Raw genomic sequence first — 24,368 nt, forward strand, 5'->3', positions numbered from 1 at the left:
TAATAAGAACCCCAGTCGGCATATTCAATGAATGAGTCGGCTGGGGTTTTCTATATTCAGTCCTTTTCAATCTGGTCGAACAGCGATGGAGCAGGCCGGTGTCAGGAAGTCAGAATAGAAAGCAGAAAGCTAACTCTTCCAAAACCCAGGAAGAGGCCATGAATGTCGCCAAGTCTATACAGAAGCCGGGCCAGACCAAAGAGCAGACCCGCCTGGTTGCCCAGGGTATTCAGAAAGGTATCGAGCTTTATAAGAAGCAACATAAAGCCAAACTGCGGGAACTGGATAAACAACAGAAAAAGAAAGCACAGAAGGCGCAACAGCTGGATGAGATCCAGGAACCTGAATCTTCAGAGACACATTTCCAGTCTGCAAACATGCTACCGTGGATTCTACTTGGACTCAGCTGGATTGGATTTATTGCCTACTTGGTACAGCAGAACATCTGATTGATAACAGTATTTAATAAAAAAAGGGCACTGAAAAGTGACCCTTTTTTATTGCCCGGAATACCGGATTACAGAGAAACAATATCTGCGATATGCATCAGGTTTCTGTTGATACCAGGCTTACGGCTGATAGCGTCATCGAGAGTGGCTGTTGTGATTGTGTTGTTACGCATGCCCACCATAACGCCATTGTGACCTGTCATCAGCTGTTCGACAGCTGCGACACCCAGTCTGCTTCCTAACACTCTGTCTGCACAGGTAGGGTTGCCGCCACGCTGTATATGGCCGAGTACAGACACTCGAATATCATAATCGGGCAAAAGTTTTTCAGTATCCCTTGCCAGCTTGAAAGTATCACCTAGTTGGTCGCCTTCAGCAACAAGGATAATATTTGATGTCTTGTTGGAAGCCCGGCTGCTTTTTAGCTTGTCCACAATATCCATAATGCCCTTGTCGTCTTCAGGGATAAGGATATCGGTTGCGCCACCGGCAATGCCCGCATTCAGAGCGATGAAGCCGGAGTCCCGGCCCATACACTCAATAAAGAACAGGCGGTTATGGGAAGTGGCTGTGTCCCTGATTTTATCCATGGCCTCTACAACAGTGTTGAGAGCGGTGTCATAGCCAATGGTAAAGTCAGTGCCGTATATATCGTTATCAATGGTTCCGGGAATACCGACAACAGGAATATCAAACTCTGTGGAGAAAATATTGGCACCGGTAAAAGAACCATCTCCTCCAATAACAACCAGTGCATCAATACTATTTTTCTTCAGGTTATCAAAGGCTTTCCTGCGACCTTCCCGGCTTTTGAAGCCTTGGCAGCGAGCTGATTTCAGCATAGTGCCGCCACGGTTGATTATGTGGGCAACGGTGCGGGCATCCATGGGTTGAATCAGATCATCAATCAGGCCCTGATAGCCTTCACGAAAGCCACTGGACTTAATCTTGTAATGGGTACAGGCCCGGACGACGGCGCGTATGGCAGCGTTCATTCCCGGAGCATCGCCACCAGAGGTCAGTACGCCAATATGGTTCAGGTTTTTTCCCATTTGTGTTGTCCACATAGAGTTGTATTTTTACCTGCGTTGCACAATAAGCAGCAAGCAGCCAAGCATCGCACAATTACAATTGATGACTGCAGCTACAGCAATCATCGACCTGGCTACTGGTTTCTGTACAGTAACTCGTTTTGAATGACCTGACACTTGGAAAAATCAATTATGTAGGAGATTTCTTACAATAAATAAAGACACTCTCTTCTTCTTTAGGAAATCAGGTTTCGTTAGTATTTTTTCATCAAGGATGATTTGCGCACAGGGCCGTATAACCCAAGGATGGGTACCCTTAACTGATTCAGTCCCACTATCTGCGCAGGGACTTTCTTTTCTGCTCTCCTTCGCTCTCTTTATTACATCCCGGTTATATTTCTCCTGCTCAGGAAAAGCTACGCTTCTGCGTATTCTGGCGGGCTAGGAAAAGCCCCGTGAAGGAAGGATTATGCTGGACGGGCAGGATATTATCGGTCCGCAGCCCTATGAGCGTTCTATCAATAGGATGTTCCAGTCTTATGCCCTGTTCCCCCATATGACTGTTGAACAGAACGTGGCTTTTGGCGTGATGCAGCTTAAGGTTGTGGAGATTCTAGAAAATGCAGGTGTCACTTGTCTTATGGTGAACCCACCCGGAGAAAATTGTAACTGATTCCTGGTTATCCCATGGCCCGTGCTTCGAGTAAGTGACAGTCGATACTGCATGTGGCTGTACTGCTGCCGTTGTGGAATCCGCATGGCTTTTGTCGGTTACTTTGTCGTTGGATGATCTGGTGATTTCCAGTTTTGTTGCAGGGCAGGGACCAATAACACCTCTCTTTTCAGCTCAAGCAGGTGCGGCAGGCTGTTGTGGGCTATATACCGCATTCATCCCGTCGATCAGGATATGTCCGATGTCATTGCTTGTGCATCATCCACGCCCGTTTTATCTGATATCCATGATCGAGTTCTGGGAGCGTTTTGGCTTCTATGGGCTTCAGGCGGTACTGGCGGTTTATCTGGTAAAAAAGCTGGGAATGGAGGATTCCGAAGCATTTCTGGTCTTTGGAGTTTTTAACGCGCTGCTGTACGGCATGAACTCCTGGGGAGGTTATCTTGGAGACAAAGTGTTGGGGATAAAAGCCACTATGGTGCTGGGGATAGCTGTGTTGTCCAGTGGCTACTTTGGAATGATGCTGGCGGAGGGGAATAAAACCCTGGTGTTTTGTTCTCTGGCCGCTGTTGTTGCAGGAAACGCCCTGTTTAAAGCCAATCCGGCAAGTCTTTTGGCAAAATGCTACAAGAGTGAAGACCCCCGTCTCGACAGTGCTTTCACCTTCTATTACATGTCCATAAACCTGGGTAGCTTACCGGCTATGTATCTGGTTCCTGTTGTGGCCCATCAATTTGGCTGGTCCAATGCCTTCATGTTGTCTGGCATTGGAATGATCATCGCCCTGGTGACATTTTTCGCGATGCGGGCTACGGTGCGGGGAATAGGCTCTGAGGCGGATAAAAAACCACTGACGACAGGTAAGCTGATTTTTTCCGTAGTCAGTACACTGGTTCTGATCGGTTTATGTAGCTGGATTTTACATTATCAGTTTTATGCCCAAGTGTTCCTGATTATTGTTGCTTTTGCTGTTGTTGCTAACTATTTGAGGCACGCCTCACTGATGAAAGGAAATAAACGACGACAGATGTTTGTGACCCTGATCCTGATGCTGGAAGCCACCGTTTTTTTTACTCTTTATATTCAGATGCCGACATCTATTAACTTCTTTGCGATTCATAATGTGGATACAAATATTGCAGGGAACTATATTAACCCCGTAAGTTTTCAGGCTCTTAATCCTTTCTGGATAATTATTTTGAGTCCTGTTCTTGCCAGATTTTATGAGCATTATGGGGCTCAGGGAAGGGATTTAAGTCTGCCTGCCAAATTTGTATTGGGACTGGTGGCCTATGGACTTGGTTTTTTGTTACTTTCAGGCAGCACCTATACCGCCGGTAGCGATAATCTGGTTTCGTCAGGATGGCTGGTTGGAATGTATTTTCTGGGAGCTGTCAGTGAACTGTTGATCAGTAGCCTGGGGCTGGCGATGATAGCCCGATTAATACCCTTTCATCTACAAGGGTTTGTTATGGGCATTTGGCAGTTTACTTTGGCAGGGGCCGCGTTGCTCGGAAGTTATGTCGCAGTATTAACGGCTGTGCCCGGCCACAGACTAACGGCTCCACCTTCAGAGACTTTGATGATTTATCGGAATGTATTCTGGCAGATTGGTTTAGTGACACTGGTGATTGCGTTTTTCTTTATGCTTCTGGTGCCCTTGATGAACCGGTGGATGATGGACTGTCAGGAAGCGTGACAGAAAACGGGCCTGTTGTTTTCTGCCGCGGGAGTGATTATGCCACCTGAAGTCGCTGTGGAGCTTCCGGTTTATTCCAGGAAAGCAGGGCGCTGGAGGTATTCAGATTGAAATACTCATAGCCGAGCACATCATTAATAATTGTTGCAGCACGCCAGGCATTCAGACTGAGCTGGGGTTCGGCAATGCCGTGGCTGTGGAGTCCGGCGTTTACTGCGTAGATGCGCCTGTTATCGGGGCCATTCCACTGTACACGGAAGTTGGCATCCAGGTGGCAGCGGTTATCGTCCGTAAGTTGCAGAAAAGGCTCGAGACTCTCCAGATATGAAGGCAGAACATATTCAAACCCGGTGCAGAGTACAACATAGTCCGCGTCAACAAAGGTATCTTCCTGGTGGAAGGCATCATTCAGCTGAAGCATGTATTTGCCATCGATGCATTCCATACCTGTGAGGGTGCAGTCAGGCTTCATCGTCCATTGAGGTGAAGGTGTGTTCGGTGAAGAGCCGGGCTCAATATAGGAACGGTGATATAGCTCTTCATACATATAAGAGAGATAAGCCGGCGTAATACCATCACTGGCCAGTTTCTGGCGGTCTGTGATCGGCTTTTTCTGTGATTGAGGCAGTTGATGGAATGCTTTCACATAGTCGGGTGTAAAGAACTGGTTGGTGAACGGGCTTTCGTCCAGTGGTGCAAAGTTGGAGCGTCTTGATATCCAGACAATCTCTGTCGTTTCTCCCCACAGGCCGTTCAGGCTGTTCATAAAGACTTCAGCGCCTGTCTGCCCGCCGCCAATAACCGCGATTTTCTTTCCCTTCAAAGACGGAGTGTTGCTGTTGAGAGTGGCTGCATGGAAGCAGGTGTCTCCCAAATGCGATTGTGCGCATGCAGGAATATGGGGCTTTTTACCGGAGCCAAGGCAGATGTTGTCAGCTGTTATACGACTATTATCGGTATGCAGCACAAACTGGTTTTTCTCAAAACTTACTTCCCGTATGGGAGTATTAAAAGAGAGGTTTGGTAGCTGTCCGGCTACCCAGGACATATAAGCTGTAAATTCCTGTCGGCTGATAACAAAAGATTCCAGAGACATAAAGTCGTAGAAGCGACCGGTAGAAACCAGAAAATTCATAAACGACCATGGGCTCGTCGGGCAGACGGGGGTCACCAGGTCTTTCAGGCAGGATGTCTGCATTTTGGCTCCCGGCAGCATTAGCCCGGGGTGCCAGCTAAACTCTTCCTTGCTGTCACAAAATACAGAAGAGTGGCTGGGTATACCGCTGAGAAGTGCGGCAAGGCTGAGGTTAAACGGGCCGGCACCAATGCCTGCCAGGTTAACATGTGTCTCTGAAAGGTTCATGGCTGGGTTTTCCCTGGTTTGAGAGAGCTGTTCAAAGGATTGGAAAGAGGTGTCCCAAGGGTAGGCAGTGGTCGGGAAGTGCTGTCGCCGTAGCCCTGTTCAAAACGTACCCGGTGCAGGCATATGCGCTCAATTTCAGATTTGAGTAAATCAAATGTTCTAAAACGGGGCTGCAGGGCAGGGTTTTCTTCCATATAAACCGTTAAGACATTTCTCAAAATCTGGTAGAAGCGTGTTTCTGTGAACTCTTGTTCAGCCAGTACGGTGGAAATGAAACGAAGCACCGTCACAAAGTGGCCGGTCAGCAGATCATGTACAAGGTAGTGGTCTGGTATTCGTCCAAGGATGTCTCTTGTGTCAGCAGGCAAACCTTCTTGCTCCGGAAAGTGGGATTCGGTCAGTCTCAGGTCGCCCTGAAAGTCCTTTAGCGCTACCCGTGCCGGTACCCAGTTTTTAAGAATCAGAGTGATGTTTTGGCCATGAGCCACAAGCCCAACACCATAGCGGCAAAGAAGGTGATAAAGCGGAATAACAACAGTATCAAACAGCCTGTGCAGCCACTCTTCCGTGCTCAGCCCTGAGAGACGGATATATTCGCTGATAAGAGGGTTGCCTGCGTTGTCCTTCTGAAAAAGGGCAGACATCAGTAGAGAGCGTTCATCTTCTTCCAGATAGCTGGCAACACTTTGTCGCCAGATGCACCCAAGCATTTCCCGGAAACGATATGGGCTGTCGCTAATCTGTTCATAGAGGGGGTGTGGATAAAATGCGCCGGCAGGTTCTTGCAGAATAATTGCGCGACGAGAGGCCAGAATATCGTCGTTGCTGGCAATACCTGCCAGCCATTTCGATACAACTGGTCCCGCCGTAATAAATTGCCCTGGAATGCCCCGGTAGCAGGAGGTATTCAGAATGGTTAAGGGCAGTTTGATATGAAACTGTTCCGGATGCTGACTGTTGGACAGCGTTCGCAGGGATTGCAAAGGGCGCATGGCATCGCCAAATGTACCCAGGTAAATAATATGTCCAGTGGCTAGTTCATTGGCAAAATGTGAAGCCAGCTTGTTAAACCACTGCCAGGGGTGGGAGGGAATGACCAGATAATCATCAAGACTTACCCCCTTCTCCACTAGCAGGGCTTGAATCTTCCTTTGTTCATCCTCCTTTAGAACTGATGTTAACAGGTCGTTTTCGGAATAATCCGGAGAAAGAGCCAGCTTCACGTGCTGACGGCTCAGGGCCAGCCAGACCAGTTGGATATCTGGCGCGCCTTCGGTGGCATAATTATGAAAATCGTCCAGTCCCCAGCCCATTCGTCCTTTGCTGGAGGCGATCTTAGGGTGCCCATCGAGAAAAGCCTGTAGATGGTCATCATCCATCTGCACAAGTTCCTCTGCTGGATACTGGCGCGAGGCCAGTATTTGGTAGTCGGCCATCAAAGTGCTGGAGAGTTCATCCAGAAAATTAGACAGTGTGGCGGCGGACATACCCAGATCTGCCCAGGCATCAATATAAAACTGGCGCACACAGATGTTGTCTGTTGCTGGAATCCGCTGAATACTGCTTGGCTCAATAACCGGCTGCTGCCAGATATTTATCCAGCCTTTGAATTGGTACACGACACCGCTTTGCAGAGTTATCTGCCAGTTGCTATCACCCTTATCTTCGGGAGAGAGAAGCTCTTCCCAGCTTAGCTCGCTGACGGATTTGGCTAGCAGGAGCCTGTTGGCTCTTTCCCAAAGAGTTTTATCGAGACTTGCTGGTATCACAGGCGCACCTCACGGAAGAAAGTCTGCCTGTCGCAGTGAACCAGGGCCGCACGTTTGTGGGGGAAGTCGAACTCTTTTACAAAGTACCAGCTCGCTGGCTTTAGCAGTTTGAGTACCATTTTGTTATCAGCCCTGGGTTCGCCCGATAGAGTCCGGGTGCGGGGATCATCCAGATAGAGGAAGTGGGTGAGGGCAAAGGTCCAGGCCCGGGAAAAGCGGGAGCCAAGGTATTTGCGGTTGCCCACAAGCAGGTGGCTGCCCCTGTCCCAGGGCGTGGAATCGTAATAAGGTGCCAGGCGGTTTTCTGCAACCCAGTAGAATTCCAGATAACCGAAGGGTTCGCCATTAAAGCTCATTAGTACCGGCCAGCTGTGGTTATCTTCCCGCTGTTTTTGAATATATTCCCGTAGCTCTGTTTTGCTTTTATCCAATTCCCAGAATTCAGAAACACGGGGCTGGTTCATCCAGTCATGGAACAGGTTTAGATGTTTGTCTGGGTCAAGGCTTTCAAAACTGATCAGCACATCACTTTTGAAGTCATAACGCTGATAGAGCAGGCCATCAGGCTGGTGGGCACGCAGAGGATGACGGATACCTTTATCGTTGGTGCGCCATACTTCGTTAGCGGTATTACGGGTGCCTCGCCAGTGCCATAACAGTCCGTTCTGGTAAAACGCCGGACGCTCCAGAGTTCCGCTGTTATTGGGCTTTGTTTCTGTGATAAGTGCGTCATGTTCACAGAACCTGCTCAGGTGTTGGACAAGGGCAGAAGACAGGGCGATCACTTCCAGGTCATCGGACCGGGAGAACAGATAATCAGCCAGAGCCGCAAGGTGCAGAGAAGTGGCCATGGATGGCTGCGTACTTTTTTCATCAAGATCAAGAAAAAGACTTTCCGGTGATTCACTTTCCCTGACATTAACTATCAGGGAACCCGACTCGCAGGAGGTTTCAAAGGTTGATGAAGCCAGCAGACCGATTGTTACCGGCGTTGACCTGGCAACAGGAACAGTCACTTCAACATGGGCGCGCATGGTATGTCCTTAAGGTATTTATTAGCTGTTATTGGTGTAAAGAGGGTTATTCAGGGGGTGATAAATCCCCAGAGGGTTATTCAGGGTGTTTTCGTTCAGGGCCTGCAGGCAGCAGAAAAAATTACCTTTTGAGAGCAAGACATCACTGTCAAGCATATAGTCGAGGCAGCTGGTGTCTTGACGTGGGCCTGAGCGCAGCCTTTCCAAAAAGTCGCGCAGCTCGGTCAGCAGGGGTTGTTCATTAATTTCCCCGGAAGAAGAAATTGCACCTACAACGCCGAAAATAGAGTTGATCAGCAGGTAGTAAGTAAACAGGCGGTTCCCCGTCTCCTGTTCAACTCGATGCTCGGTATATTCCTGTTGTGCAGGGAAGTCATCCCCCAGCAGTTTTTGCGCGACAGGGCTGAAGCCGGTGCCCTGGCAATCTCGGAAGAACGAGGCGGTGGGATACCCGGTGGCCATATCCAGCAAGAGGTTTTGCTGGTGGGCACCAAACAACAGGCCGTAGTCTGCCTGGGCAATGAGCAAGGGTTCAGCTGTAATTTTCAGGAATTTTCTGAACCACTCCCGGGCGCAGGCTTCAAAAGGGCGCTGTTCGCTGATTGAGAGAGAGCGAATCCTGTTAATCAGACGGCAGTGTCCGTTGGGGTTGTCCTGGGTCAGGGTTGCCAGCAGCTCTATATGGTCATCCTGTCCTTGTGGAAAAGGGTTTTCCCTGGCAATAAACATGGTCTCAGGCAGGGTGGAACCACCCTGTCCTCGGATGGCTCCATGTGCTGGCTCTCCAAGCACGCTGAAGAAAGGGTAACGTGCCTTGAATTCCTGTCCCGGCGCGGATGAATGCAGCACTTGATAAATCTCTTTTCCCCGCTCAACTTCTTTGGGTAACAGGTGTCGTACAGAGTTGGTTAACTTTACGCTGAGAGAGAATTTCAGCATCCATGAAGAGTGTGCTGCGTAAATGGAACGCATGGAAGATGTCGCTCTCCAGGGGGAGCCTGCCTGCCCAAAATCAATTATTTCCCCTTTGTGGATAAGCCCGATGATTTCAGGTTGTTTTCCCCATTGGCAAGCTTGCCAGGGATGGGCAGGAAATACGGAGAACTCCTCTGGTATCTGTGCCAGAAACTCAGAACTAAGGAGAGGGTCTTCATCGATCAGTTGTCGTGTGATTTCGTTACAGCGTAGTGAGTAGACGCTATCTGCGGCGAAATGTTCATTTTTCACAGCAAACCAGTGCAGAGAAAAACTCTGGTTAAATTCAGGAGAGTACAGATAAGTATCCTGAGGGTTCATCCCGGTTCTGCTTTTGGGAACCGGGTGTACAGAGTGACCGGACAACAGCGCCTGTTCAGATTCAGAGAAGTGCGTCGGTTGATGGTAAATCTGAACAAGCTCTGTAGAACGAGCCTCCAGAGCCTGATGGGTGTTGTGCAGGCTGTTGGTGACCCTTTCCAGAAAAGAGTGAATCTCCTGTTTAGAGAGATTCTTTTCTTTAGAAAGATTGATGGTTACCAGTTCTACAGCGTCAGAGAAAGATATTCTGAGGAGTGAACCGTCTGGCAGTTGTTGCCAGAGTGGCCGAGAGAACTGATGGCGCCCGGCATAGCCACGATGTTTCAGGTTCAAGACCAGACAGCCATGCTGCCCATTCAGGGGGATTTCAATGGCCTCTTTCCCGGCAGTATAAACCCATTTCCATCCCTGCCACTCCCTGAGCAGGGCATTGAAAAAACAGTTTATTGCCAGTTGTTCTGCAGCGAATGAGGGACGCGACTGCACAGGTACTCCTTGGTGTTTGGCTATCCAGGGAAAGTGAAAATTATTCGTGTTTTTGTAAATGATAATTGTTATCATTTACATTATGTGCAGTTATCGTTCATGATTTCAACATTTCTTAAGAAATGTGTTTGCAGAAGTGTGGCTTGTGCAGGGTTGGTCGTAACCTGTGCCGTACATCAAAGGCGGTGATGGATGAAAAATAAATACGAAGACCGACTGCATCGTATGACTTTCAGGGGAATGCTGTTTTCCGTTGTACTGCAAGGCGCTGGACAGGTAGCTATGCTGGCCAGTTTGCCCTTGCTGGTACAAACGACAGGGTTCAGTTACGCGTCACTGACAGCGGCATTGTCCACAGGGATGGCCATGGTGTTTGTATCAGCGCCATTCTGGGGAAATCTGGGAGACCAGATTGGAAGGTTAACAGTTATTCGTTTGTCCCTGCTGGCTATGGTTGCGAGTCATGGCTTGTTTGCTGTTGTTGTTATTATGGTCAGTCAGGGAAGCCTGGAAGCCACCATCGGCCTGATTTTGATTTTTGTTTCCAGAATTCTGTATGGATTGTTTGGGGGTGGATTGTACCCCTCTGTTCAGGTATGCCTGATGGAATCTGTATCACCGGATAATCACTTGAAGGCGTTAAGCCAGGCATCGGCCGCTGTCAATATAGGGCGCTTAGTCGGGCCTGTTGCCGGCTTTGTCGCGATCAGTTGGGGAGTAGAAGTTTTTCTGGTTTGCCTGACAGGGCTGCCTTTGGTCTGTCTGGCGATGATGTGGAGAGGTAAAAATACTGCAAACATAACTGCTCGAATGTCGGATAAAGGGCAAGAGAAACAGGCACCTCTTTTGACTTTGTGGACATCTGCTGGCTGGATGTTTTGTATTGCTCTGTTGGTGACCGGTGTGTTTGGTGTCCTGCAATTTAGCATTGGACCTTTGTTGCAGGAGCGGCTGACTCTTTCGGCTGCCGATGCCACAGAGCTACTATCCTGGTTGTTGATGGTGTTGTCCGTCATCTCTCTTGTTGTTCACCTGCTGTATAGCCGCTTTTCTCCCGCATCTTATGTTCTGATGATGCGCTCAGGATCAGCCCTGTTACTGGCTGGTTGTACCGCTTTAACCCTCTCCGGGCATTTATGGGGAATAGTCGCAGGATTAATACTGTCGGCGGTTGCAGTCGCTCTGGTTACGCCTGCTTACACCGCGTTGGCAGTTAGCCAGGGAATGAGCCGAAAAGGGCGGATTACCGGATTACTGAGCATGATGCATACCGCTGGCTACAGTATCGGAGGACTGATAGCGGGTATCACGATGACACTGGGGGCGAGTCATGTCGTGCTGGGAGCAGGGTTGCTAGCGCTGCTGGTGTTTCTGGTTGTGATGCTGGTTATTGATGATGAATCTGGTGTTCCGTTATCGGGTTCTCAAATAACAAATAGTTAAATAAAAGAATAACGCTGTATCTGGAGTGAGTGTGAACGCTATTCGAATGGAAGGCTGGCCTGTTGTTGAAGTGGAATTTGTCAATCCGGCCAGCGATGAAGAAGCACGACAATGGATGAATGATGTTGATGAGCTGTTAGACAGGGAACAGGTATTCAGCATGTTGATTTATGCCCGGCCTAACAGTCAGTTTTCTCCCGAAGCCCGCAGAGAGCTGGGGCTGTGGTTTAAAGATAGGCGGGCTGTTCTGGCAAAGCATTGCGCCGGTATTGCTCGACTTGTGGATAGTGATGAGCATGGGGAACGGGTCGCCGGCGAAAAAATGCAACAGGCAATGCCTTTCCCGATGATGGCAACAACAACTGTTGAAGAAGCAAGAGCGTGGATAGATCGGATTATGAGCGAATTCTAATCATTGTATTGAATTCATAAATAGTAATCATTATCATTTGCAATCTAAAATAATTCCTCTCCCGGGCCGTATATGGAAAAGGCGTCGTTTGTCCTCAAACATGTGTCTTATGATACAGAGGAATGCAGGATACTGAATAACCTTGATCTGGTTATTCTTGAGGGGCAGATTACCGGGATTGTCGGCCCCAATGGTTCAGGGAAAAGTACGCTGCTGAAATTGCTGGCTGGCCTGGAACCTCCTTCTGCTGGCCTGCTCTCCATTGGAGATAAGTCCCTTCAAAGCTGGAGCCGTAAAGCTTTATCCCGTGAGCTGGCCATGCTTCCCCAGCATTCTCCAACCCCGATGGGAGTATCTGTCAGAGAGCTCGTTGCCTGTGGACGGTTTCCCTGGGTGGGATCTTTTGGTCGATTAAAAGCTAATGATATTCGTGCCATTAATGAGGCGATTGCGAGAACGGGTCTTGAACAGCTGGCAGACCGGGATGTGAATCACCTTTCCGGCGGAGAACGGCAACGAGCCTGGCTGGCGGTGGCTCTGGCGCAGGAAACCAGAATTCTTCTGTTGGATGAACCAACATCCTGGCTGGATATTTCCCACCAACTGAAGCTGGTAGAGATTGTTCAAACCCTGAACCGGGAAAAAGGCGTCACTGTTATCTGGGTTCTTCACGATTTGAATCAGGCTGCCCAGTACAGTGATCAGCTGGTTGTGCTGAAAAATGGTGGGCTGGTTCGTCAGGGTGTTGCTGCTGATGTTGTCGATGGTGATTTGCTCAAATCCGTATTTGGCGTAGAGGCGCGACAGGCCAATATTGAATCAAGCGGACAAAAAATCTGGGCTCCCCTGCTTGAAAGTGAACTGATTGGTGAGAGTAAAGTAACAACTATCGGGAAGAGTGCAGGAAGGAAAGAGGTCGCATGAATCGCGTAGTCGTTATGGCATTAATGATGCTGACAGCCTCCTTTTGGGCAAAGGAAGGCATTTCTGAAGAATATACTCACGACTATGGCACTGTATCTCTGAAAGAAACACCTGTGCGTATAGCAGCACTGAACTGGACCCAGGCAGAGTTTCTGCTGACTCTGGGCATAACTCCTGCAGGCCTTACAACTGCTAAAGGTTACCGTTACTGGCAGTCTGATAACCCTCCTTTGCCGGATGGTGTAACAGAGTTGGGCCACAGGGCAGAACCGGCGATGGAAGCCCTGTGGGCGTTAAAACCCGACCTGATTCTTGGTTATAACTGGCGACATGGTCGTTTGTATAAGCGTTTGCAGGAGATTGCTCCTACGGCGCTGTACCGGCAATACCCAACACCTGAAGATCCCCGTAATTACTTTGCCCGTATGCAGGATAATTACCGTTCTGTTGCCGCTTTAGTGAATAAAGAAAAGGTTGCGGAAGCTCAGTTGGCAGAATTAAAGCAGGTGCTGTCAGAGGCCCGGGCAGAAGTTGAACAAGCGGGGCTCAGCGGAAAGAAAATTCTTGTGGGTAAGTTTGTAGGTATGGGGCTTGGCCTGAGAGTGTATGGCGAAGGCTCTCTGGTTGGAGCTGTGCTGGAACAGCTGAACCTTGAGAATGCCTGGACACGAACCCTGCCCGGCCGTGATTTCTCCCATATTGATTTGCTGCAGTTGCCATTGATTGGTGATGCCAGTCTGATAATTGTGGGAGATATAAAAGACGAAGCCCGCACAATAGTTGAATCTCCGGTGTGGAAAAATCTGCCGGCGGTAAAGGAAGGGCGTATTTATCGAGTACCGCGACTTTGGAATTATGGGGGGCCGTTATCTGCACAGCGAATGGCTGAAGCTTTTGTGGATAAGCTAATGGAAGGAGCGGACTCTTGATCCAGCAAAAAGCTCTTTCTCCGTTTACTCCTCAGTTATTATTGCTTGTCACCATTGTGATGGCAGTGGCTTCCCTGAAAGTCAGCCCCTATACCCTTAGCCTGAGTTTGTTCTGGAGCGAGGAAAACTCCATCGAACAGCTGGTGCTGAATACATTACTGGTGCCCAGAACCCTTATGGCCCTGCTCTGTGGAGCCGGGCTGGGGATTGCCGGTGTTCTGATTCAACAGGCGACTCGAAACAGTTTTGCCAGCCCTGCAACCCTTGGAGTCAATGCCGGAGCATTGCTCGCAACGATAATCGGCATAGTTGTGTTACCTGAGTTTATGGCTGGCTACGCTATTGTTGTGGCATTTGCAGGAGCCTTGCTGACGACATTTCTGGTACTGAAACTGGCGCGGATGATCAGTGATTCCCCGGTCAATCTTGTGCTGGTGGGCATGGCAATGACTCTGGCTTTAGGAGCCATCAGTGCTGGATTAATGATGTTCTGGGAAAACAGCCTGGAAGGCTTGTATGCCTGGGGTGCCGGTAACCTGGCTCAGCATGATATGTCCGGAGTAAATCGAGTATGGCCGGTTCTTTTGGCTCTCGCGGTTGTCAGCTGGATGCTGGGTCGGGCTCTTGATCTGGTTGAACTGGGCGAAACCATGGCAAAAGGGCTTGGGGTTAATGTCAGCCTGATTGTTAATGGTTCTTTGGTTGTAGCGTTGCTTCTGTCGTCTATGGTGGTGAGTGAATTGGGAATGATCAGTTTTGTCGGACTGATTGCGCCGTCTATCGCCAGAATTCTTGGTTTTCAAAATACCCGTTCACGTATTCCCGCTGCTGCATTGATTGGTGCAGTAATGCTGCTTAGTGCAGATATTCTGGCCCGACTGGTATCGGGAACAGATTACAGCCTGCCCGCCGGGGCCATGACAACAGTGATTGGCGCGCCGTTTATGATTTATATGCTGACCAGAAAAACCAGAGGGTTGGGTCAGCTTCCTGCTCCGGGGGAAACCGGAATTCAGCCGTTGTTAAAGCTCTCTGCGTTCCCTGTTCTTATTTTTCTGACTGCTCTGACTTGTGTGATTCTCTTTATCGCTTTAGGGGGAACTGATTGGCTTCAGTGGTTGGAGTTAAGAATGCCACGGGTTGCGGTCGCGGCTTTCTCTGGCGTTATCCTCGGTATTTCTGGCCTGATTCTGCAGACTCTTTTAAAGAACCCCCTGGCAAGCCCGGATGTTTCCGGTTTAACCACGACAGGAGTTTTATTCGCCGTTCTTGGTGTTGTACTGATTCCGGGAATATCGTCTTTGCAGCTAGTGGGTGTGACTCTGTTTGGCAGCTGCGTAGCACTGCTTCTGCTGTTTGTTATTGGCCGTTTTACCGGTTTTCAGCCCCAGCTGTTTGCTTTAACAGGGTTATGCCTGTCAGCCCTGGCCGGAACTTTAATTAATATTGTTCTGGTGCTGGGCAGTAACCAGTCCACAGAGGTTTTGGTTTGGCTTAGTGGTTCGACCTATCACAGCAATCTTGGCAGTGCTCTGGCCTTGGGTATTTCTGCAGCTGTGTTGTTAGCTGTTTCCATTATTTTCTGGCGGAAACTTGATTTGTTAAGCCTTGGTCAGACTTGGGCTGGCCTGCTTGGAGTACAACAGTTACCGATAATGGTGACGCTGATGGGGGCAATTGCCATTGCCTGTTCCCTGACCGTATCCGTTGTGGGTGGAATCTCTTTTGTTGGTCTTATGGCTCCGCATATTTGCAGGGTTATCGGGCTGACCAGTCATCGTTACTTAATACCGGCCTCTGCCATAACCGGAGCATTGCTTCTGATGATTGGTGATTGGCTTTCCCGGACTCTTCTGTTCCCCTTCGAATTACCAGCTGGCCTGGTGGTGTCGTGTGTTGGAGGTTTTTACTTCATCACACTTCTGCTCACTGGAAAGTATATTCGACGACGCTGACTTTCTAATAAAAAATCATTAAATGCACTGCCTGAACCAGTTCTGCAGGAAGCAGAGCGAAATAACTACAGGGAATTATTGAGAATGATAAGCACTAAATCATAATAAGGATAAGGTTCAATGAACACACACAAGATTACGCCACTGGCTCTGGCTGTGGGTATGGCTCTGTCTGGGCAGGTACAAGCCGCTCAGTCTAAGGTTGCTGACACAGTAAAGCTGGAACATGTGATTGTTACCGCTACCCGTGCTGAAGAGAATATCTCTTCTATTTCCGGAACGGTTCAGGTGATTGATGGTGCTTCCCTGCGGGAACAGATTCAGCCTGGCCTGAAGCTGTCCGATGCCCTGGAAAAACTGGTTGCCGGTATGGGACCGAGTACCCAGACGGCCACTGACAGAACCCAGAGTCTGCGTGGGCGGAGAGCGTTGATTCTGATTGATGGTATTTCCCAGCAGGATAACAGGCAGATCAGCCGTCAACTGAACTCTATTCGCCCGGAAAATATCGAACGTATTGAAGTAGTATCCGGTGCCAGCGCAATTTACGGGGGCGGAGCGACAGGCGGTATTATCAATATTATTACCAAGACTCCGAAAGAAGGTATTAACTTCGCTTCTGAAGCTGGTATCAAGATTTCTGATGGACGACTGGGTTCTTACACTCTGAACCAGAGCATTAATGGTCGTCAGGGTGGCTTCGACTTTTTGGTAAGTGGCACTTTTGAAAAGCGGAACGGTATTTTTGATGCCGACGGTAAGCGGGTAAATCCTGATCCTTCCCAGGTCAGCCGTATGGACAGCAAGACCAAAGATGCTTTGATCAAGCTGGGTTATGAATTTAATGAAGGTCAGCGTCTGGAAGCGGATATTCAGGTTTTCCGGGATAAGATGGATACGGACTATCGCCCGAACTATGGAGATAACTTGTCATTTCTGGGGAATAGAAATGCTCCCATACAGCCGCCGGTAAAAGGCTTGAATCTTAGTACCCAGCCTTTTACAAACCGGAATAGCTTTAGTTTAGCTTTTAAGGATGCGGACTTCTTCGGACAAAATCTGATAGCTCAGGCTTATTACCGTGAGCGTGAAGCACGTTACTACCCGTATGCATATGATTTCCGTGGGGCTGTTGATGGTGTGGGCAAATTAATAGCGAAAACTTTGCTTGATAGAGGTATTCCAGCTGCGTCTATCCCAGCAATTTATAATAAACTTAGCGACTCTGTTAAGAATGATGTGGTTATTAATCAATCCACGTCCAAGGCTCAGGTTTATGGTCTGAAACTGGTTCTGAGTTCTGATATTACAGATACATTCAAAATCTCCTATGGTGCTGATTACGATGTAGATAAAGGCAAGCAGCTGGCTCAGGGCTTTGATGGTGTTGCTTTCACCAACAGCAATGGCAAAGAGTTGAAGCCACAGGGAGCTAAATATCACTATGGTCCTGATGTTACAGCGAAAACCTTTGGCGCATTTGTGCAGGGCTCATACGATGTACTGGAAGACTTGACCGTGAATGCCGGAGTAAGGCATGAACGTACAAAACTGGATATCAGCGACTACAACCCCATTGCAGAAACTTTCTTTATTCCTGTTTATAGCCAGACTCCCTTTGCACCAGCTTTGGGCGGAGCACCACTTCCCAAGGTATTTACCCCCCTGAAAGGAGGACATAAAAAGTACAAGACCAATATGTTTAATGCTGGTGTTGTCTATCGCTTAACCGAAGAGCAGGAAGTTTTTGCGAATTACTCAGAAGGTTTTGAGGTACCAGATGCTTCCCGGATACTGAGAAACGCATTTTCTGATAAAAGTGTTTTAGCCAGATTGCATGCGTTGAACCCCAGACTTATTCCAGGTAGCACTCCAACAAATCTGGGAAAAGTGAATCTTGATGCTATCAAGATCAAGAACTATGAACTGGGTTGGCGTGGTAACTTCGCTGGATTTAACTCAGCAGTTACCGCGTTCTATAACGAATCTGATAAGACCATCGCGTTTGCTCAGAACTTTAGTGTTGACCTGTTGAACCAGAAAAAGAAAGTCTATGGTATTGAAGCATCCGGTGATTACTTCCTGACTGATAACTGGAGTATGGGTGGAAGCTATGCGTTCACAGAAGGGCGTAGTTACTACAAGGAAATCCGCAAATGGCTTGACTTGCAGGCCGCTGATATTTCTCCCGCAAAAACCACAGCGCACCTGACTTATGAAGAGGAAGGCATGAGTGTGCGTCTACAGGCCACCAGTTTCGCAGATTACAACAAGGGCAAGAATTTCAGCGCTACCACCAAAAAAGTGAGTGATCGCAAGATCAAAGGTTATACAACCTTTGATCTGTTGGCATCTTACGATCTGCCTGTGGGCACTATTAAAGGTGGTATTACTAATCTGTTAAACCGTGATTACCAGACAGTTTACAGCCAGTGGGCTCGCCAGACCTATGATGGTCTGAGCGCAGCTAAGGCTGAAGGGCGTGCTTACACCCTCAGCTATCGGGTTGAGTATTAATAAATGTTGTTTATAGCTGGTGTAGCCGGAACTTCTTCTGAAGTAACCGGTGTACCAGCTTTCTTGGCAGCCAGCGGGCCATAAATGGGAATGCTGAGCTGCCATTGCCGTAACGCAGAATCTGTGGATATTTTCCGCTTTCTACAGCTTTTACAATGGCATCTGCCAATCCTTCAGCCGGAGAAGGATTGTTCTGGGAAGCTTTGGCCCGGGCCTGCAGTGCGCTGTTAATAGACTGGTAGAGAGATTTCTCAGGTAGAATATCCAGGGTTTTAGAGGCGTTATCGCCAAAACTGGAGCGAATTGCTCCTGGCTGTACATCGATCACACCAATACCCAAAGGTTGCAGTTCCATTCGCAGAGCTTCTGTCATAGTGCTGAGTGCGGCTTTGGACGCACAGTATATACCAGAGAAGGGTGTCGTCAGAATGCCCGACACGCTGGTGATATTAATAATAAGGCCACTGCCTTGTTTCACCATTGCCGGTACCAGCTGCTGTGCTAACGCGACAGGAGCAAAAGTGTTGGTATCAAACTGTCTTTTTAATGTTTCTTCCGGGCTTTCCGCCATCGGACCCATGGCACCGTAGCCGGCATTGTTGATCAGAATATCTATCCGACGGTGTTTCTGGAGAATCTGCTGAACGACAGCTTCTCTCTGTTCAGCTGAAGTGACATCCAGGGTGGCGGTGTTGATGCCCTGTTCAGACAGCTCGGAAAGTGCTTCGATCTTTCTGGCCGTTGCCCATACGGTATAATTTTCCTGATGAAAAGCCAGGGCGAGAGCACGGCCAATGCCTGTTGAGCAGCCGGTGATCAGAACGATTTTCTGCATGGCAAGACCTGTTGTTATTGTTTTACATGGTGGTGGAGAGTTCTGACGGAGAGGTGGCCTCCGCAGTTTTTCCAATATAGTGCACAGGCACCCGCTTTATATTGCAGAATATTTCATAGGAAATTGTTCCGGCATGGTGCGCGACTTCTGTCGCTGGAAGGTTCTTTCCCCAAAGAGTCACAGTGTCGCCTAACTGCGCGTTGGGAATATGGTTGAGATCGACGCTCAACATATCCATGGAGATACGGCCAAGAATACGGCTGCGCTGGCCATTCACCAGTACCGGAGTTCCGCTGGGGGCGTGGCGAGGGTAACCATCGGCATAACCTATGGCCACCACACCCACCTTCATAGGACGATCTGTAATAAATGTACTGTTGTAACCTATGGGCATGCCCGCTTCCAGATTGCGAATGGCAAAGACTTGTGAAGTGAGTTCCATTACTGGCCGTAGCTTTGCAGCCTGCTCGTGTGGTTCGGTAAAAGGAGAGGAACCGTACAGCATCAGTCCCGGGCGAACCCAGTCACCGTGGGCCGCTGGCCAGTTTAGGATGCCGGCGGAATTACACTGGCAGATTTCCTGGTTCATGTTTTGGGTGGAGTTGTTAAACAGGGCGATCTGCTCCAGTGTTCGGTTGTTGTCTGTTTCGTCGGCACTGGAGAAATGGGTCATAAAGACAATGCGGTTTACGCCGTGGCACTGGCTGAGTGTGGTATAGGCATCGGGGAATTCTTGTGGCATAAACCCTATCCGGTGCATGCCTGTATCAATTTTCAGCCAGATATCCAGGGGCTGCCCCTGCCATTTCTTTAGAATTTCGACCTGCTCCATCTGCTGAACAACGGCAGACAGCCGGTAGCGCTCCATAATCGGCAGTTCATCCTTGCCGTAAAAACCTTCGAGCAAAAGTATCGGGGATTGAATACCGGCTTCCCGGAGTACAATGGCTTCCTCTATACAGGCGACGGCAAGGCTGTCGACCTTCTCTTCTTCCAGTACCTGGGCAATGGGAATTGAGCCGTGCCCATAGGCATTTGCCTTAACTACTCCAATTATCCTGCTTCCGGTCAGGTTGCGTGCCAGAGCGAGATTGTGGCGCAGTGCAGAGAGGTCTATCGTAGCCTTGGCTGGGCGGCTCATCTTAGAGGTGACTCCGGTGAGTGAATCATGAAACAATACGCGTCTTTTTTATCATGATCCTGCTCTTGTTGGGAAATTCCGTGCTGAGAATAGGTATTCTTTCGGCACGTTTTGGCAGTGTCATGGTTCTCGCGCCTGAATTATGTGTGTGCGCTATTATGAGTAGCTGTCTCTCCCATGGCAGCACCATTGTCGTTGATTGTTTCATCTCATGAGAAACCGGAAAGAAATAACCCGGCAGCTGGATCGCATCGACCGGAATATCCTACGTATCCTGCAGGAGCAGGGTCGCATCTCATACGTTGACCTGGCGGATAAGGTTGGCTTGAGTACTACGCCCTGCATGGAAAGGGTAAAGCGGCTTGAGCGTGAGGGTGTGATACAGGGCTATAGTGCCAGATTAAACCCCGAATTCCTGGAAGCCGGCCTGCTGGTTTTTGTGGAAATCAGTCTGGAAACCAAGTCTACGGATATTTTTGACGAATTCCGTAAGGCGGTTATCAGCCTGCCTAATGTATTGGAGTGTCATCTGGTTTCGGGCAACTTTGACTATCTGCTCAAAGCCAGAATATCGGAAATGGCATCATATCGGAAACTGCTTGGCGACATTCTGCTGAGAATGCCTGGCGTGCGAGAGTCGAAGAGTTATATCGTGATGGAGGAGGTTAAGGAAACCATGAATCTTCCGATCAAGGAATAAGCCCGCCTGTGTAAGAGCCTGTCCATGATCTTTCGTTTTCCACGATAAGATTGTGCACAGGCTTTTCTTCAGAGTTTCCCCACACACAGAGCTACCGTTTATGTGCAGGTAAAACTCTGGTCAATCCAATCAGAGCTTCACCATTTTGTTGTTTGTATTTCTTGAAATTATCCATGGTCACAATGCCCTCTACCTGCTGGGAAGGCGTAGCAGCCACTTTGGGTAACGTTGCAGTATAGAGCTCTTGTTCCCCCGCTCTTACTTTGGGACTCAGCCAGAGTGCGACCATATGAAAATCTGCAGGGTTTGTTTCAGACAAGGAAACAGTCAGGATAGAACGTGCAGTTTTATTTTTTTGCTGAAGAGCAAAGTGATGTGCAATATGTATGTTATCTGTACCAAATGTTCTTGGCCTGCTTTGAGGTTGCGAAGCAAAGATATCTTTGTTCACTGCTACGACCTGATGGTTGTTGTTCGAACGACGTAACAGGTTAAATAATCTGGTTTTAACATAATCCTGAAAATCATTAGAGTAGCCAGTCAGGATGCCTTGAAACTCTTGAGGCTGGAAAATATCAGTAATGATATCTTCGTTCCATGTATATGTTGCTCCAGCATGTCCTGGGTCGATTGTTGAATACTCTGGCTCATCTGATAAACGCCTTTTTATTACCGCCCAATAGTCCCTTATTTTTGACAGGCTGTCTTTATTGTTGAGGCTGGAGGATAAGACAACTTTAAAACTGACGGATAAATAATCCACTTCAGCTTTCAATTGTTGAGTCAGATCAGGTGAATAGTTGGTACCTGATGCGACAAGAGGGCAGTCGTCTGCTCTCCAGTCTTTTTTTATCGCTTTATCAAAAGACTCGGCTATGTATTTGGATAAAGTGCTTCTTTTCTCTATAGCGTCTTCACTGCCCCCAACAAATTCTTCTGTAGCGGCTATGTATCCAGCCAGGATTTCATCAGGAAAGCTTCCATCAGCCTCAGGTCGTTTTCCATCCTTTTCTGCCAGTGTACTTGCATATTTTTGAACAGCCTTGTTGTACCAGTCAAAGAGTGAAAAAACAGGGACAAGGTCTGCGTGCAGATGTAATGACAGTAAAAAGAGTGCCGTAAGCGAAGCTGTTTGACGAAATATATTTTTAAATAAGAACTTCAGATCTTTCATTTAGACTCTCCTCATCATTTGTGTCCCATGAAAGTAGTTGAAATTCTGAACACGAGACAATCAATGCCGTGGTCCTGAATTACTGCCTCACATCAGTCCAGGAAGCGGAACCATGACAAGTACAGAGTTCACGCAGAAAACCGTCAGGTTATGTAAACCAAAACAGGGGAGTAAGGGCTGATAATCACGGTTTTAAAACTTATTTGACAGCAGTAATTACATTGCCACCAGGCAGGTGGTATGTGGTCTGGGCGTTGCTATGAGGGTCGTGGCCGTCTTTACCCATAATCATGTTGGGTATGATTTCGATTATTTTTTCCCGGCAGAAGCTGCAGTGAATCTCCCCGTAGTACGCATGCAGGCCGTTATCTTCCAGTAGCCGCAGTACTGTGCTGAGGTTAGGCGCAAGCATGGCGCGCCGGTTGCGTATCGAGATGATGTCTCTGCCGGCATTGGTTACGATATTGGCCAGGTCTTCGTAGGTTTCGTTCCAGTCACCGGGTTTGGGGTCTTTACTTTTCTGGAACTTGCCGAGGCTATAATCCGGGCAGATGCTGCCGGGCTCATAAATATCATAGGGTATCATTTGCAGCATTCTGTTGGTGGAAGCCATTGCTTGCAGGGTTCGGGGGTACACATCCAGCGTTACGCCGTCTGCGCCATAAAAAATTATACGGGCCCATTCAGGTACTATGAAAGTAGAGTTTCTTAGCGTCTGACTGCCGTGGGCTGAGATAAGAACCGTGCTTCGATAACTGCCGGAATGCCATAGAATTGCTTTATCACCTAATGCGAGTTGCGCGCCCATTACCAATTATCCTTTCAAGTCTTTAACTGATGACCCAGAGCGCTCGTAAGTATAGGGTTAAACTGGAAAAGCAAGGCACAAAAACGCAACCTGTTGGGTTTAAAAATCCCGAAGAAAGTAATTCAGCGCCACCTGATCCTGGTCAGAAATCTCTTCTATATGAAAACCTGCGCCGAGTTCTTTGGTAAAGCCAGAGGGCTGGCACCAGATGCACAGGGCTTTCAGGTGAATGGTGTGGGTTTTATCCACTCCCGGAAGTTCCAGGGACAGCGCAAAGGTTTTACCTGCTTTAAACGGCCCCTGACATAACACCATAAGTCCTTCTTTGGAGATATCCAGAATCCTTCCGGCGGGCATGCCATTGTCTGTCTGGTAAACATGCACGAGGTTGATAATACGTTTGCGTACATGTTTACGCTTTTCAGTCGGGTTAGCTGTTGGATGGTCAGTCATAGTTATTATTGTTCCATGTGTTCATGAGCATAACACCAGGACTCGCCATTACAAATTCCTGAACATTTCAGTCGGACAGCCTCTGAACACTGCCTAAACTTGAGATATGTGGATTCGTAATCCGGTACACATACCCGACATTCAGACATATCTAACGTATGAGTGCGACAGAACTGTTACAGACGGTGGGTCGCGACAGCAAAATAATCCGGCAGAGGGATCCCGCTATGTTCAGTGATATGAAAGACACCAGAACCGGTGAGCTGCATCTGTGGTCAGATGAAAAAACCGGTCTGCAGGCCATTATTGCTATCCACGATACCCGCAGAGGTCCGGCACTGGGTGGGTGCAGATTTATCCCCTACCGAAGCAGCGCAACCGCTATCCAGGACGCAATTCGACTGGCTCAGGGTATGAGCTACAAAGCAGCTCTTGCCGGAATAGACCAGGGCGGAGGCAAAGCGGTAATTATGGCTCCACGGGATACTGGAAACCGTGAGGCATTGTTCCGGTCCTTTGGCCGTTTTGTAGAAAGCCTGGGTGGGCGTTACATCACCGCTATGGATGCAGGAACAACAATGGAGGATATGGATTACATCGCCAAAGAGACATCTCATATTACCTGCACATCAAAAAACGGAGATCCGTCACCCCACACAGCACTTGGTGTTTTCTATGGTATTCAGGCATGCCTGAAATCCTGCCAGGCTTTACCGGACACATTATCCGGTGCAAGAGTCGCCGTTCAGGGAGTGGGGCATGTGGGTCAGGCGTTGTGTGATCTTCTCCATCAAGCAGGCGTTGAGTTGATTGTCAGTGATATGGATGAGAAAAAAGTTATTCACTGCCAGCAGAAGTACGGAGCAGACGCTGTATCGCCGAAGAGCATTCTCCAGGTGGAGTGTGATGTGTTCAGCCCCTGTGGGCTGGGAGGTGTTATCCAAAGCGATACACCAAGCACCATGCACTGCAAAATTGTGGCCGGTTCCGCGAACAATCAGTTGGCCACTCCTGAGGCTGGGTTGTCCCTGCACCGGCAGGGTATTCTTTATGCTCCGGATTATTTGATTAATGCCGGCGGCCTTATTTATGCGTCTTTGACTCACCAGAACAAATCCAGAGAGGAAATACAGCGGCGGGTTCGTGGTATTGAAGATACCCTTCTGAAGTTGTTTCAACGGTATCTCTCCAGTGGTGAGCCTGTCAGCCTGATTGCAGATCGTATGGCTGTAGATGCCCTGTATGGAGAGGAGCATTTCGAACGGCTGAACGCTTAA

At 48.6% G+C, this 24,368-nt stretch carries 20 protein-coding genes and 1 pseudogene; 11 read left to right on the plus strand and 10 right to left on the minus strand.

Going from position 1 to position 24,368, the window contains the following annotated elements; genetic code table 11:
- The first annotated feature begins 98 nt into the window (after positions 1-98).
- Complete coding sequence (locus tag ACY2RQ_RS11155) at positions 99-449, plus strand: DUF2956 domain-containing protein (protein ID WP_490113052.1); 351 nt, start codon at positions 99-101, stop codon at positions 447-449.
- Positions 450-517: 68 nt separating this feature from the next.
- On the opposite strand, the gene pfkA is transcribed toward ACY2RQ_RS11155, so the two are convergent.
- On the minus strand, positions 518-1,516 hold the full coding sequence (gene pfkA, locus ACY2RQ_RS11160) for a 6-phosphofructokinase (RefSeq protein ID WP_490113053.1): 999 nt from the start codon (positions 1,514-1,516) through the stop codon (positions 518-520).
- Between the two features lie 364 nt (positions 1,517-1,880).
- Here pfkA and ACY2RQ_RS11165 point away from each other — a divergent pair.
- Together ACY2RQ_RS11165 and ACY2RQ_RS11170 are read left to right on the plus strand one after the other, a co-directional pair.
- Positions 1,881-2,084: pseudogene (locus ACY2RQ_RS11165) on the plus strand (ATP-binding cassette domain-containing protein); the annotation flags it as partial.
- A 310-nt stretch (positions 2,085-2,394) separates the two neighbouring features.
- On the plus strand, positions 2,395-3,852 hold the full coding sequence (locus ACY2RQ_RS11170) for an oligopeptide:H+ symporter (protein WP_490113054.1): 1,458 nt from the start codon (positions 2,395-2,397) through the stop codon (positions 3,850-3,852).
- A gap of 37 nt (positions 3,853-3,889) precedes the next feature.
- Here ACY2RQ_RS11170 and ACY2RQ_RS11175 read toward each other — a convergent pair whose 3' ends face one another.
- Genes ACY2RQ_RS11175 through ACY2RQ_RS11190 form a run of 4 tightly spaced genes read right to left on the minus strand, consistent with a single transcriptional unit; the run spans position 3,890 to position 9,800 of the window.
- Complete coding sequence (locus ACY2RQ_RS11175; RefSeq protein WP_490113055.1) at positions 3,890-5,215, minus strand: lysine N(6)-hydroxylase/L-ornithine N(5)-oxygenase family protein; 1,326 nt, start codon at positions 5,213-5,215, stop codon at positions 3,890-3,892.
- On the minus strand, positions 5,212-6,984 hold the full coding sequence (locus ACY2RQ_RS11180) for an IucA/IucC family protein (protein ID WP_490113056.1): 1,773 nt from the start codon (positions 6,982-6,984) through the stop codon (positions 5,212-5,214). Before ACY2RQ_RS11180 ends, ACY2RQ_RS11175 begins: the two co-directional genes overlap by 4 nt.
- Entirely contained in the window at positions 6,981-8,018 is a 1,038-nt protein-coding gene (locus ACY2RQ_RS11185; RefSeq protein WP_490113057.1) for a GNAT family N-acetyltransferase, read from the minus strand. Before ACY2RQ_RS11185 ends, ACY2RQ_RS11180 begins: the two co-directional genes overlap by 4 nt.
- A 21-nt stretch (positions 8,019-8,039) precedes the next feature.
- Positions 8,040-9,800, minus strand: a complete 1,761-nt coding sequence (locus ACY2RQ_RS11190) for an IucA/IucC family protein (protein ID WP_490113058.1) — start codon at positions 9,798-9,800, stop codon at positions 8,040-8,042.
- Positions 9,801-9,992: 192 nt separating this feature from the next.
- Here ACY2RQ_RS11190 and ACY2RQ_RS11195 point away from each other — a divergent pair, with 192 nt between their 5' ends.
- From ACY2RQ_RS11195 to ACY2RQ_RS11220, 6 genes are all read left to right on the plus strand, one after another.
- Complete coding sequence (locus ACY2RQ_RS11195) at positions 9,993-11,243, plus strand: MFS transporter (RefSeq protein WP_490113059.1); 1,251 nt, start codon at positions 9,993-9,995, stop codon at positions 11,241-11,243.
- 31 nt (positions 11,244-11,274) lie between these two features.
- On the plus strand, positions 11,275-11,655 hold the full coding sequence (locus ACY2RQ_RS11200; RefSeq protein WP_490113060.1) for a hypothetical protein: 381 nt from the start codon (positions 11,275-11,277) through the stop codon (positions 11,653-11,655).
- Between the two features lie 72 nt (positions 11,656-11,727).
- Positions 11,728-12,579 (plus strand): ABC transporter ATP-binding protein, encoded by an 852-nt coding sequence (locus tag ACY2RQ_RS11205; protein WP_490113061.1) that lies wholly within the window; start codon positions 11,728-11,730, stop codon positions 12,577-12,579.
- The gene (locus tag ACY2RQ_RS11210) at positions 12,576-13,508 is read left to right on the plus strand and encodes an ABC transporter substrate-binding protein (protein WP_490113062.1); all 933 of its coding nucleotides are present in this window, start codon (positions 12,576-12,578) and stop codon (positions 13,506-13,508) included. The genes ACY2RQ_RS11205 and ACY2RQ_RS11210 overlap by 4 nt, the downstream gene beginning before the upstream one ends.
- Positions 13,505-15,463: an iron ABC transporter permease gene (locus ACY2RQ_RS11215; RefSeq protein ID WP_490113063.1), complete on the plus strand. Its 1,959-nt coding sequence runs from the start codon at positions 13,505-13,507 to the stop codon at positions 15,461-15,463. The genes ACY2RQ_RS11210 and ACY2RQ_RS11215 overlap by 4 nt, the downstream gene beginning before the upstream one ends.
- Before the next feature lie 120 nt (positions 15,464-15,583).
- Positions 15,584-17,980 carry a TonB-dependent receptor gene (locus ACY2RQ_RS11220; RefSeq protein WP_490113064.1) on the plus strand — a complete coding sequence of 799 codons (2,397 nt, stop codon included), beginning with the start codon at positions 15,584-15,586 and terminating at the stop codon, positions 17,978-17,980.
- A gap of 10 nt (positions 17,981-17,990) precedes the next feature.
- Here the strand turns inward: ACY2RQ_RS11220 and ACY2RQ_RS11225 are convergent, their stop codons facing one another.
- A complete protein-coding gene (locus ACY2RQ_RS11225; protein WP_490113065.1) occupies positions 17,991-18,815 on the minus strand; it encodes an SDR family oxidoreductase in 825 nt (274 codons plus the stop codon).
- A 22-nt stretch (positions 18,816-18,837) separates the two neighbouring features.
- Positions 18,838-19,956: an alanine racemase gene (alr, locus tag ACY2RQ_RS11230; protein ID WP_490113066.1), complete on the minus strand. Its 1,119-nt coding sequence runs from the start codon at positions 19,954-19,956 to the stop codon at positions 18,838-18,840.
- Positions 19,957-20,167: 211 nt separating this feature from the next.
- Here alr and lrp point away from each other — a divergent pair, with 211 nt between their 5' ends.
- Positions 20,168-20,656 (plus strand): leucine-responsive transcriptional regulator Lrp, encoded by a 489-nt coding sequence (gene lrp, locus ACY2RQ_RS11235; RefSeq protein ID WP_490113067.1) that lies wholly within the window; start codon positions 20,168-20,170, stop codon positions 20,654-20,656.
- Between the two features lie 91 nt (positions 20,657-20,747).
- On the opposite strand, the gene ACY2RQ_RS11240 is transcribed toward lrp, so the two are convergent.
- The 3 genes from ACY2RQ_RS11240 to ACY2RQ_RS11250 form a co-directional block, all read right to left on the minus strand.
- Complete coding sequence (locus tag ACY2RQ_RS11240) at positions 20,748-21,830, minus strand: hypothetical protein (RefSeq protein ID WP_490113068.1); 1,083 nt, start codon at positions 21,828-21,830, stop codon at positions 20,748-20,750.
- A gap of 199 nt (positions 21,831-22,029) precedes the next feature.
- Entirely contained in the window at positions 22,030-22,638 is a 609-nt protein-coding gene (locus ACY2RQ_RS11245; RefSeq protein ID WP_490113069.1) for a putative adhesin, read from the minus strand.
- 99 nt (positions 22,639-22,737) lie between these two features.
- Positions 22,738-23,091 carry a PilZ domain-containing protein gene (locus tag ACY2RQ_RS11250; RefSeq protein WP_490113070.1) on the minus strand — a complete coding sequence of 118 codons (354 nt, stop codon included), beginning with the start codon at positions 23,089-23,091 and terminating at the stop codon, positions 22,738-22,740.
- 158 nt (positions 23,092-23,249) lie between these two features.
- Between ACY2RQ_RS11250 and ACY2RQ_RS11255 the strand changes: the two genes are divergently transcribed.
- Positions 23,250-24,368, plus strand: coding sequence for a Glu/Leu/Phe/Val family dehydrogenase (locus ACY2RQ_RS11255; RefSeq protein ID WP_490113071.1), 1,119 nt, complete (start codon positions 23,250-23,252; stop codon positions 24,366-24,368).

This window comes from Parendozoicomonas sp. 209JJ7-1 (genome assembly GCF_058147085.1).